This window comes from Pseudomonas sp. D(2018) (genome assembly GCF_005502555.1).
Taxonomy (GTDB): Bacteria; Pseudomonadota; Gammaproteobacteria; order Pseudomonadales; family Pseudomonadaceae; genus Metapseudomonas; species Metapseudomonas resinovorans.
On the sequence record NZ_SCOK01000062.1, the window covers coordinates 16,961 to 27,917 of the forward strand.

A 10,957-nucleotide genomic window follows, 5' to 3' on the forward strand; every position below is an offset into this window, starting at 1 on the left:
AGTTATGAGAAAAGGAGTCCTCGGAAATTCTCAAGCCATTATACCAATCACGGAGATGCGCCTTGACTATGGTTTTTCTGGGGACTGCTTTCCTCTCACCTTTGAGCTGTCTGAGCAAGTTAAGCCGCTGATAGCTGCACATTTGCCACGTCGCCGTAAATGGCATTTTAATGATCGGGTTCTGCTGTGGCTAAGCGAGGAGCTAGAACCAGACCTGATCAATTTCTATCAAGGAAAAGGGCAGATTTTTTTGATGAAATATGATGCTGCCTGGGCTCAAAAGCTCGATATAGCGTTGCTTCGTGAGCTGGTTAAGCGCTTGGCTGTACTTAGTCCCGATTTGTTTTCCGGGATCTCTGAAAATCCAAATGATTGATTCCTTAGGACGCCCAGGTTTGAGGCTGACAGGTAGGGTAGGGAACCCAACATGCAAACAGGTAAATCGACCGTAAAGGATATATTCGACGGCACGCGGATTTTCAATGTTCCAACCTATCAGCGGGCGTACTCCTGGGAACGTGAGGATAATCTTGAAGATTTCCTCAATGACCTATGCAGCCAGCACCCTGATAGACCCTATTTCTTAGGGTCTTTCCTTTTTCACTTGAATGGTAACAAGAGCGAATTTGCTCTGATTGATATCGTGGATGGTCAGCAGCGTTTAACGACGCTGGTTATCTTTATGCACGTTTTGTTGGGCCGGCTGATCGAGTTGGGATCTACTCAGGTATCCGAGCGCACTCGAAGGATTTTTGTGCATGATGGTGATGTCTTCAAGCTGGAGTCTGCTAATGAGGGTAATACCTTCCTGCACGACTTTGTGCTTGGCGAGCGAGTCCATGCACCGGAAGAGGTGATGCTAGCCACTCATTCGCAACGGCTGTTGCTGGATGCGCGGCTCTACTTTGATGAGCAGTTGGCACGGTGTGATCTGGTTCAACTTGAACGAATTTATACCACTGTTGTGAATGCAGATGTGCTGCTCTACGTGGTGGACAAGATCAGCATGGCGACGCAAATATTTGAGCTATTGAATGATCGGGGGCGACGCCTGACTGACCTTGAGTCCATCAAGAGCTTTCTGATGTATAACGCTGGTATCGCATACGATCATCCGGAGCAGGTGATCGGAAAGATTCAGGAGGACTTTGCAGAGATCTATCGTCTGATTGAATCACATCGGATCAATGATCGGGATGTGCTGCGCTACCATATACTTGCATTCGAACCATATCCGAGTGAGTTTGCTGACAAACCTAAGGCCTATATCAAGGATAGAATCCTTCGCCTGGTTAGTGATCCGAATCAGCGTGATGCGGCAAGAGAGCAGATTCGTGACTTCCCAGCACGCCTAAAGAAAAGTTTCCAGCTATTCGCTCAGATTCGAGATCGTCGATTCGTTGATCAGGAGTTGGCGAAGACCTTCATGATAGGTCGGGTTGCCCCGTTCTATCCGACGCTGATGAGAGTGTTCAGTGAGCAGGTGGCGGAATTTCCACGCTTAGTCAGAGCTATAAATGCGTTCACGTTCCGCTCCTCGTTGGCGCGCCTGCGAAGCAATGGCGAAAGCTATCAGTATACCTGTTTGCGTAATAATGAAGATGTAATTTCAAAGATAGAGAATTTTGTTTCGGGAAATTGGTGGAACGTGAATGGTCGAGCCCGAGAAGCTTTCGACTATGAGAACTATTATGACTGGCTTGAGAAGAATGTAGTTCGCTATATCCTTTTTTCTTATGAGAACGGCCTTCGCCAGCGGAAAGGATTTCCGTTGTTGGCCGGCAAGGAGTATGCCTCGAAGGATTCTCGTGAGAAACTCAGTATTGAGCACATCACCGCAAGAAAAGTGCAGAATGTCAAGTTTGATGATGACTTTAGAGAGCGTTATCTGAACAGTCTCGGTAATTTGGTGATCGATCATGCTGCCTCGAACTCCAGCAAGGGAAGGAAGGACGGGGATGAAAAAGTTATTGATTACACATTGGCGCCGCTGATGTCTCAGAACGAAATCAATGAGATGGGTTGCGACTGGAGTGATCTCGAGTCTATCAAGGATTTCATTAGACGCCGGGAAGATAAGCTTAAAACTTTCATTGCTGCACAGTTTGATATTTGAGGATCTTCGAAGGGGATTGGCATGGGGATAAAGTACCGCAAAGATGATGATCTGGCGTTTTTCCAATATTGCACCGACAATGACCTTCAGGTGCTCGCTCGCTACCTGACTCATGATAAGGATGGTGATCCGAGAATAGCCAGTGAGCTTTTAGAGGATAAGGAATTCAAGAGCTATTCTGGTCATTCCGAACAGTACAAACGCAGCTGGCAGCTGATCGCTGGAGAGTTCCAGCATTTTGGCGGGGATACCATCGTAAATCTGTTCCGTGGTAACGGCGTTCCTTATAAGGAGATCCTCTCCGATGTCTGCGGCAAGCTGAGCGTAAAATTTGGCAAGGCCGACTCAGCCTACGAGATTGAAAACAAACTTTTGGACAAGTTTATCAGTGACTCGTGGGAAAAGATGAATGCGGAGCAGAAGGAAGAGTTGCTCAAAGGGGTAGGATTAGATGGGCGGTTGAGTGGTGCCGCTGGGTTACTGGCGTTGCAAGCGGCTTTGCGATTAGGTGGAGCGGCCTCCTACAAGGTGTCCATGATGGTTGCCAGTGCTGTGGCCAAAATGTTTGCAGGACGGGCACTCGCGTTGGTTGCAGGCGGAGGGTTGGCAAGAGGATTGGCAATCCTGGCAGGGCCTATAGGAATGGCAATAACTGCCATTCTGACGATTCCTGCGATCAGTGGCGCGGCATACCGTGTGACTATCCCATCTGTTATTCAAATTGCCTACATGCGTAGAGCATATGAAGAGCAAGACCGTTTCTAAGGAGAGTATTCATGTTTCAGGACAAAATTTGGGTAGTCGACGAGGCCAAGCTTTATCCGAAGTTGATCCAGGCTATGTCGGAAGGTAAGGCAGTAATTCATGATGGTGTAGCCTATTGGGCGGAAGGCAGCGGTAGCACCGGGGTTATTCAGCATCTGCCTTTCAAGGAGACCGCCGTACAGAGCGTTGAGGAAGCGCTCAAGCTGGCCCAGGCGACTACTGTCATAGCGACTGCTGTTTCCACAGGGATTATCTTGGCCGCTATCGTGGTGCAAACTCGGTACCTTGCTGGCAAGCTGGATAAGATTCAAGAAACAGTAGATGTCATCGCCAAAGACGTTCATGCACAGAATATCGTGTTCTACATGGACAAGATCACAGAGTATGTTGGCCATGTTGAGGCAGCGCGTACTTTGCTGAAGGATCGTTCATTGGCGGGCGAAATTCGAGATGTGGCCATCCCCTTGTTGATGACGCTGGCTGGTAAGCGCAATCAGGTGCTGTCGTTCGTGGACAACATCTTGAGCTTTGCCAGGTCGTCGAAAGACGTAACACCCCGGCATTTTGAGTTGATCGCCAATTTTACCCAGATGATGTTGGATCTGATGCCGTTTGGCATTCACGTCGAGTACTTGCTGTCTTCCCGAATAGGTAAATTGCGCCTTGCCGAGCAGGTTCTGCTGGATGGTGCCGAGCGGTTTAGTATCGCTTTGGAATGCTATCGAGGCTTTATGAACGATCTGCATCGTGATCTTGTACGTGGTCAGCTAGGTGATCGCGCTAATGTCTATCAATCCATAGAGTCTCGAGCCATGAAGCTGATCAAATCGGAGGAGAACAAGATCCTGCTCTCTCTGCCGACTGGTCGGGCGGCTCCTCTCTTGCAAACAGTGTAGATATTCCGGTCACAGCGGCATCCATTGGCACGCTTGTCTTTGGATGCCGCTGGCGAGCTGGCCTCGGGACGGAGTTTGCGGACTTACGCTTGTGTCGTCGCCTTTTTGGTTTAATAATTTTCATAATTGTGTGCTTTTTATTTATATATTTCGATGAAAATAAACCAGCTGATCACAGATTGGCCCCCAGGCGTTGTTGCGACTCAGACGTGGCTGCATCGGCACGGTGTTGGAAGCAGCCTGGCGCGCAAGTATCAGCAGTCGGGGTGGATTGAGCGAATTGGCCATGGTGCGTGGCAGCGGCGTGGAGATTGCGTTGACTGGCAGGGGGGGGCATTTGCGTTGCAGCAAGACCTCCCTTTGCGAGTTTGGCCGGGCGGCCTAACTGCCCTGGCTTTGCAGGGATACAGTCACTACCTTCCGTTGGGAAAGGAGGAGATCAGCCTGTTTGCTCTTCCGGGTACTCGTCTACCGGGTTGGTTTGCTGAACATGATTGGGGCCTCTCGATTCGATTCCTTGCGGCGAATCTATTCGGTGACCTTGACGCCTCGGCTTGGCAAACCTCTCGACCTGCACATCGTGCTTTCCCGCTGCATATTTCCTCCCCTGAGCGGGCCGCAATCGAGCTGATCTATGGTAGCGAAGACGAGTCGCTATTCAGTTCTGTTGCCGAACTGTTCAACGGGTTGTCGACCCTGAGTCCCAAGCGAGTACAGACGCTGCTGGAGTCCTGTGGCTCGATTCGCGTGAAACGAGTATTCCTGCTGTTGGCTCGCCAGTCTGGTCATGCATGGTATTCCCACCTCGATTTGACGCGGATCTATCTTGGCAGCGGTAAACGGCAATTGATTCCAGGAGGGGCTCTGGACAAACAGTTCCTTATCACCGTACCTGAGGGGTTTGCTGATGCCACTTGATCCACGGTACGCCACACACGCGCGTCTACCCCTACAGACGTCGCCAATGAGGCGACGGTGCCCTGATCGAGCCTCCTAGCGTAGCGGTTCGTGACTATCGGAGTGGTTTATTTTTATAATAAAAAATACACCATGAGTTCTCTTTTTATCGGCTTTTCAAACCTTTGGGGCAGTTACTGATGTCTGAGCAATCTGCGCAAATCGAACGGATTATCGACGGTCTGCGCCAGCAGTTTGCCTCCAGCCGTGTGGTGTGGTGGGAGGATCCGCAGGGGGAGTTCAGTGAAATTCTGGAAAATTTGAGCTTACCGGACGTTGAGATCTTGCGGCGATCCGCGAAGCCTGCACTGGCAATCAAGCAACAGATTGAGTTGCTTAGCCCAGCGGGCCGTTTTCTGATTTATGAAGACCGACATCGGCCAGATCCGGAGCAGGACTGGTTGTTGGATGTCCGTTTGTACGCTGCACCATTTGCGGCAGATCGCACCTCCATGCTGTTGCAGGAGCTGGGACTGCGTCAGCTCAGTCTGCGCGATCACCTGAACGCGCGAAGTGCCTTTTTCTCTAGCAAAGAACGCGTCGCCAAGATCCAGCGCTTGCTCACCCCTGAAGACGATGAATCGACGCTGGATCTGAAGATCCTTGCGGTGCTGGCGAAGGTCGACCAGGCCGAACTGTTTGCAGTCCTTACGGCCATTTTTGCGACCTTGGCTGAAGCGGAGGATTTGGAGCGCAACCCGCTGTGGGAGTCGATCAGCAAATTCGACATGCAGCCGGTGTTCTGGCAGTTGATGCTGCAAGCATTCGGTTATCAGCACACTGAGCCTTCCCTGCGGCATTTTCTGGTGCGCTTGTTTGCTACGGACATGGGGCACGCCCTCCATACGCAGACCCCGGCCAACCTCAAGGCTCTTCAGCTGAGTCAAGCGCGCGCCGCCAACATTGCGGTCTTTTTATCGCAGTGGCGCGACAGCACGGTGCGTCAGCGTTCCTATGATCGATTGTCCAAGCGGATCGCTGCTGACTTACGCCCGGTGGAACTGCTAGCCCAGGTGCCGCTCGAGGCCTTGATGGCGGTGAGCACTTTTGTCGATGTTGAGCGGCAGATTGCCGAGCGATTGCGGGACGCGGTGCTCAACAACACCAGCGAAACGGTGGGCCAGCAATTACGGGATATGGCCGGTCGGCGCATGGATGGCTATTGGGCCAACTCCCGTTGGCCAGACAACGATGATGCCAATCGCTCCATCTGGTGTGGCTACTACCGCGCTCTGATTGCAGCCTCTGAGCTGTTTGAGCTGCGGTTACGCTACGTCGCGGGCTTCTCCTTTGCCTCGGCGGAGGCGTGCTACAGCGCGTACACCAGCGAGCTGTATCGCTTCGACCAGCTGTATCGGCTCTATCACGAGGCTGCCGACGCCGTTTATGCACGAAGCCCGGATGCCTTGTCACCACTGACGAGTCGGGTGGAGCATGATTACCTGGGTGGGTTCTTGCAGCCCTTGGCGCTGAAATGGGGCAGCTTCCTTGAGGGCGGTCTGCTTAAGCAGTGGCAATTGCCTGAGGTACCCAATCAACAGAACTTCTACGCCGAGCAAGTGGATCGCTACCTGAAAGGGGGCGAAGATCGTCGGGTGTTCGTGGTTATCAGCGATGCGCTTCGCTATGAGGTTGCCCAGGAGCTGAATGAGTCCCTGAACGGCAAGTATCGTTTCGCGGCAGAGCTTGGTAGCCAGTTGGGGGTGTTGCCCTCATACACAAAGCTCGGCATGGCCAGCCTGCTCCCGCACAAGGCACTGAGCTACACCGATGCAGGTTTGGTACAGGTCGATGGCGTGAGTAGCGATGGCCTGGATTCGCGGAACAAAATCTTGTCCGGGGTCGATGGCCTTGCCCTGCGCGCCGAAGACTTTCTGAATATGAACAAGACTCATGGGCGTGAGCTGATCAAGCCTTATCGGGTCATCTACATCTACCACAACAAGATCGATGCTGTCGGCGACTCCTCCAGCACCGAAAGCAGTACGTTCAGTGCCTGCCGAGATGCTATTGACGAGCTCGAAGCCATCGTCATGCGCATCATCAACAATCTCAATGGCCATCGTGTGCTGGTGACTGCTGATCACGGTTTCCTGTTCCAGGACTCTGCGCCTGAGGCGCTGGATAAGAGCAAGCTGGTGGCTAAGCCTACTGGAAGCATCGTGTCGAAGAAGCGTTACCTGGTTGGTCGAAACCTTGGCACCAGTGATCAGGTGCATGCGGGCTACATTCGAGACACGGCGGGTATCAGCGACGACATGATGTTCTGGTCGCCAAAAGGGGTTAACCGATTCCACTTTGTCGGCGGAGCTCGCTTCATTCATGGCGGCGCCAGCTTGCAAGAGATAGCAGTACCGGTGATCAAGGTGCAGCAGGTGAGGGGGCAAAAGGCCAAGGACACTGCCGTGCGAAAGGTTCAGGTCACCGTGCTTGGAAGCAACTTCACGATTACTACCAATCGCTACGTGTTCAATCTTTTGCAGACAGAGGCAGTCTCCGAACGGGTGCATCCGGCGGTTCTCCGCGTTGGGCTGTTCGATGAAGCAGGCGAAGCGGTATCCGTCGTCGAACAGATTTCGATGGATAGCGACTCCCAGAATCTCGACCAGCGTCAGCGCAAGGTGGCTCTAACCTTGCTGAATTGGCCGTTCTCTTCAAGTGAGCGCTACTCCCTTAAGCTGCTCGACGCTGAAACGGACGTTGAGCAATTCCGTATTGATGTGCGAATCAACCTGGCGATTAGCAATGACTTCGACTTCTGACAGCGGCAACCCTGAACTCGATCTGGACGGCCGCCTGAACCAGCGTTTTGCCGGCAAGGTTGTGCGCAAGGATCTGACCAAACGTTTGAAGGAAGGCATTAACGTGCCTGTCTACGTGCTGGAGTACTTGCTCGGCATGTACTGCGCCTCGGACAACGACGATGTCATTGCGGATGGCTTGGAAACGGTCAAGCGCATTCTGGCAGAGAACTATGTCCGTCCCGATGAGGCGGAGAAGGTCAAATCGAAGATCCGAGAACGTGGCAGCTTCAAGATCATCGACAAGGTGACGGTTAGCCTGAACGAGCGCCGGGATATCTACCAAGCCTTGTTCATGAATCTGGGGGTAAAGGATGCGGAAATCCCCAGTCGCTTTATCAAGGAGTTCGAGAAGCTCCTGGCTGGCGGTATCTGGTGCATCGTGACACTGAACTACTTCTTCGAGGAGGGCGCCAAGGGGTCGCCATTCACGGTGCATGACCTCAAGCCCATCCAGATGCCGAACATGGACATGGATGCGCTCCTTGAGGCGCGCAAGGCGTTCAGTGAAAGCGAATGGATCGATGTGCTGTTGCGCTCAACCGGTATGGAGCCGGCACATTTCAATGGGCGCACGAAATGGCATCTGCTGACGCGGATGATTGCCTTTGTCGAGAACAACTACAACTGCTGTGAGCTTGGCCCCCGTGGCACGGGCAAGAGCCACATCTACAAGGAAGTCAGCCCCAACAGCATCCTGGTCTCCGGTGGGCAAACCACGGTGGCCAATCTGTTCTACAACATGTCTCGTAGGCAGGTAGGGCTGGTCGGCATGTGGGATGTGGTGGCCTTTGACGAGGTGGCTGGGATCTCGTTCAAGGACAAAGACGGTGTGCAGATCATGAAGGACTTCATGGCCTCCGGTTCCTTTGCCCGTGGCCGTGACTCAATCTCGGCCTCAGCCAGCATGATGTTCGTTGGCAACATCAACCAGCCGGTGGATACCTTGGTGAAGACCAGCCACCTGCTTGCGCCATTCCCCAGTGCAATGATCGACTCTGCGTTCTTTGATCGCTTCCATGCCTATATCCCAGGCTGGGAAGTGCCCAAGATGCGCCCAGAGTTCTTCACCAACCGCTATGGGCTGATCACTGACTACCTGGCCGAGTTCATGCGTGAGATGCGCAAGCGAAACTTCGCTGATGCCATCGACCGGTATTTCAAGCTGGGCAACAACCTCAACCAGCGTGACACCATAGCCGTACGTCGCACGGTGTCTGGGTTGCTGAAGCTGCTGTATCCGAGTGCGGACTATGATCGCGAGGCAGTCCGTCGCTGCCTGGAGTACGCCCTGGAAACTCGTCGTCGGGTGAAGGAGCAACTGAAAAAGATTGGCGGGATGGAGTTCTTCGATGTCCATTTCTCGTACATCGACGCTGACACGCTTGAGGAAACCTTTGTCAGCGTGCCGGAGCAGGGCGGCGGCGGGCTGATCCCTGAAGGGCAGGGAAAACCAGGCACTATGCATTTGGTTTCGACGGGCGCCGGCGGGCATCTCGGACTGTATCGCCTGGAGACCCAGATCACTGCCGGCAGTGGCAAGTTGAACATGTCTGGCCTGGGCAACAGCTCTTCAGCCAAAGAAGCACTGAAGGTGGCCTTCGACTACTTCAAGGCCAACATCAATCGAATCAGCGCAGCCTCGAAAGTCGGCGATCATGACTACCACCTGCATGTGGTTGAGCTACACAACACTGGGGCCCCGAAAGCGCTGACCCTGGCCGGCTTTGTTGCGTATTGCTCTGCATTGATGCAGCGACCGCTCCAAGCACAGATGGTGGTGTTGGGCGACATGAGTTTGGGGGGCAACGTGGTGCCTGTCGAGAACCTCGCCGAGTGCATGCAGGTGGCATTCGATGCGGGGGCAAAGCGCATTCTCTTGCCGATGGCCAGCGTGACAGACATTCCAACCGTGCCGGGTGAGCTATTTGCCAAATTCCAGACGAGCTTCTATAGCGATCCGGTGGATGCGGCTTTCAAAGCGCTTGGGGTTAGCTGACGGTTAAGGCTACCGAGCCAGCGCTCAGAGCTGGATGCTATGCATTCAGCTCTGAAATCGACTGCGACGTGAGGAGGGCAGGTCAGTCGATCTACCGTGTTCTGCCGGCATTTGGACTTGGTAACGTTCGTCAGCGGGTAAATCTACCTTACCGCCGGTGCCCGCGAAGCCCCGTGATCACGATGTATTCCCGAGGCTCGCCACTGGGCCTCCTGAGCGCGGCCTGAATACCTTTGGAGTAACCATCCGGAAGGTCTATTGCAAGCTCTTCAGGGGCGTCATAGAGGCCGTCATAGTCCTCGGCATGCTGCACGCCAAGCAAGGTCTTGTGAGAGAGCGCGTGGATCGGGTCGAAGCCGGTTTCGTAGCCTTCGACCATGACCTCCATTTCGCTCGGGCATTGCTTCAGAATCGCAATCAGTTGGCCTACGTTCATGCTAAGTGTCCCCCTGCTGTCGTGGCTCGTTGTGGTAGGGGTTCATCTCGGGCCTCTGTCCTGGCTCTGGATAGACGCCTAGCAAACTCTTTGTGTCGAGTATCCACTTGCTCTCAGCGGTGCTTGCTTCTTTCGATTGCCCATATCCATGGATCAAAGTCGGACGGAAGCGATGCCCATTCGGCTCGAAGCTGCTGAAGCACCACTGGGTCTTTCAGCAGTGCTCGAGTTCTGGCACGCATTTCTCGCAAGGTTGTCTTACCGGGCACCATCTCGGCCATTGCACGGCGCTGGGCAAGGCCGACCAGCATGTGCCCATACAACCGGAGTTCGACCGGATAGATGTCGCTCAGGCTGAGGTGCGATTGGTTCTCCAGGTTGTGACGCTCCACCGTCTCTGCCAGCAGCCTGGCGTCCAGAAGCGCGTGGTGGGGCGCTTCGACCAAAGTATCGGCATCGCCCTGGATGTCGGTGGGCAGCGTCCCTGCTTCAATGCCATCAGGCAGCCCCGTTGGCCCTGCCAACCAGATTAGGAGAGGCCAATCCCAAGCCATCGCATCGCTGATGATCGTGGCCGGGCGAAGCATGTCGAGGAACTCCAGCAGCTCCACACGCGCCTGTGTGGTGGTTTTGCCGTAGTCCGTTAGATTGAGCTGCGGGATTACAACCGAAGTGGTGAAGTCGGAGCATTCATCTTCGCTCCAGCTGTCGGTTAGCTCGGTGTAGAACTCGTAGCCCCCAGGTGCGACGAGGGCAAGGCTAATTAGCCGGTACGTGAACCGGTTGAGCGACGTGAATTCGGTATCGAGGTAGATGCGCATCAGGTTGTAACCTTCACTCGACGGCGTCGTCCAGTTGCCAATTGCTCACTGAGTGCGGATTCCACGCCATTCGGACACTCAGCCCACACTGATCCGGACACCTGTTCCACGCTCATTCGGACAGGCAGTCGGAGCGCAGCGACGCAGGGCTGGCATTGTTAGTCTG

At 53.8% G+C, this 10,957-nt stretch carries 9 protein-coding genes; 7 read left to right on the forward strand and 2 right to left on the reverse strand.

The genetic code is table 11. The annotated features are described in order from the left end of the window. The first annotated feature begins 4 nt into the window (after positions 1 to 4). From FFS60_RS25265 to brxL, 7 genes are all read left to right on the forward strand, one after another. Entirely contained in the window at positions 5 to 376 is a 372-nt protein-coding gene (locus FFS60_RS25265; protein ID WP_137823530.1) for a hypothetical protein, read from the forward strand. 51 nt (positions 377 to 427) lie between these two features. After that, complete coding sequence (locus FFS60_RS25270) at positions 428 to 2,116, forward strand: DUF262 domain-containing protein (RefSeq protein ID WP_137823531.1); 1,689 nt, start codon at positions 428 to 430, stop codon at positions 2,114 to 2,116. A 21-nt stretch (positions 2,117 to 2,137) separates the two neighbouring features. Then, positions 2,138 to 2,881, forward strand: a complete 744-nt coding sequence (locus FFS60_RS25275) for a DUF3944 domain-containing protein (protein ID WP_137823532.1) — start codon at positions 2,138 to 2,140, stop codon at positions 2,879 to 2,881. An 11-nt stretch (positions 2,882 to 2,892) separates the two neighbouring features. After that, a complete protein-coding gene (locus FFS60_RS25280) occupies positions 2,893 to 3,777 on the forward strand; it encodes a hypothetical protein (protein WP_137823533.1) in 885 nt (294 codons plus the stop codon). A gap of 153 nt (positions 3,778 to 3,930) precedes the next feature. Continuing rightward, the gene (locus FFS60_RS25285; protein WP_137823534.1) at positions 3,931 to 4,695 is read left to right on the forward strand and encodes a type IV toxin-antitoxin system AbiEi family antitoxin; all 765 of its coding nucleotides are present in this window, start codon (positions 3,931 to 3,933) and stop codon (positions 4,693 to 4,695) included. 179 nt (positions 4,696 to 4,874) lie between these two features. After that, positions 4,875 to 7,496 (forward strand): BREX-1 system phosphatase PglZ type A, encoded by a 2,622-nt coding sequence (gene pglZ / locus FFS60_RS25290; RefSeq protein ID WP_137823535.1) that lies wholly within the window; start codon positions 4,875 to 4,877, stop codon positions 7,494 to 7,496. Beyond that, on the forward strand, positions 7,480 to 9,534 hold the full coding sequence (gene brxL / locus FFS60_RS25295; protein ID WP_171016575.1) for a protease Lon-related BREX system protein BrxL: 2,055 nt from the start codon (positions 7,480 to 7,482) through the stop codon (positions 9,532 to 9,534). The genes pglZ and brxL overlap by 17 nt, the downstream gene beginning before the upstream one ends. 148 nt (positions 9,535 to 9,682) lie before the next feature. On the opposite strand, the gene FFS60_RS25300 is transcribed toward brxL, so the two are convergent. Both FFS60_RS25300 and FFS60_RS28855 read right to left on the reverse strand, forming a co-directional pair. Continuing rightward, positions 9,683 to 9,970 carry a hypothetical protein gene (locus FFS60_RS25300; protein WP_137823536.1) on the reverse strand — a complete coding sequence of 96 codons (288 nt, stop codon included), beginning with the start codon at positions 9,968 to 9,970 and terminating at the stop codon, positions 9,683 to 9,685. A gap of 113 nt (positions 9,971 to 10,083) precedes the next feature. Then, a complete protein-coding gene (locus FFS60_RS28855) occupies positions 10,084 to 10,791 on the reverse strand; it encodes a hypothetical protein (RefSeq protein WP_177474088.1) in 708 nt (235 codons plus the stop codon). Positions 10,792 to 10,957: the final 166 nt, after the last annotated feature.

What these genes read in the sequence shown, in the direction of transcription:
- FFS60_RS25300 (WP_137823536.1), bottom strand. Translation starts at nt 9,970, where the DNA reads ATGAACGTAGGCCAACTGATTGCGATTCTGAAGCAATGCCCGAGCGAA.
- pglZ (WP_137823535.1), top strand. Translation starts at nt 4,875, where the DNA reads ATGTCTGAGCAATCTGCGCAAATCGAACGGATTATCGACGGTCTGCGC.
- FFS60_RS25265 (WP_137823530.1), top strand. Translation starts at nt 5, where the DNA reads ATGAGAAAAGGAGTCCTCGGAAATTCTCAAGCCATTATACCAATCACG.
- FFS60_RS25285 (WP_137823534.1), top strand. Translation starts at nt 3,931, where the DNA reads ATGAAAATAAACCAGCTGATCACAGATTGGCCCCCAGGCGTTGTTGCG.
- FFS60_RS28855 (WP_177474088.1), bottom strand. Translation starts at nt 10,791, where the DNA reads ATGCGCATCTACCTCGATACCGAATTCACGTCGCTCAACCGGTTCACG.
- FFS60_RS25270 (WP_137823531.1), top strand. Translation starts at nt 428, where the DNA reads ATGCAAACAGGTAAATCGACCGTAAAGGATATATTCGACGGCACGCGG.
- FFS60_RS25280 (WP_137823533.1), top strand. Translation starts at nt 2,893, where the DNA reads ATGTTTCAGGACAAAATTTGGGTAGTCGACGAGGCCAAGCTTTATCCG.
- FFS60_RS25275 (WP_137823532.1), top strand. Translation starts at nt 2,138, where the DNA reads ATGGGGATAAAGTACCGCAAAGATGATGATCTGGCGTTTTTCCAATAT.
- brxL (WP_171016575.1), top strand. Translation starts at nt 7,480, where the DNA reads ATGACTTCGACTTCTGACAGCGGCAACCCTGAACTCGATCTGGACGGC.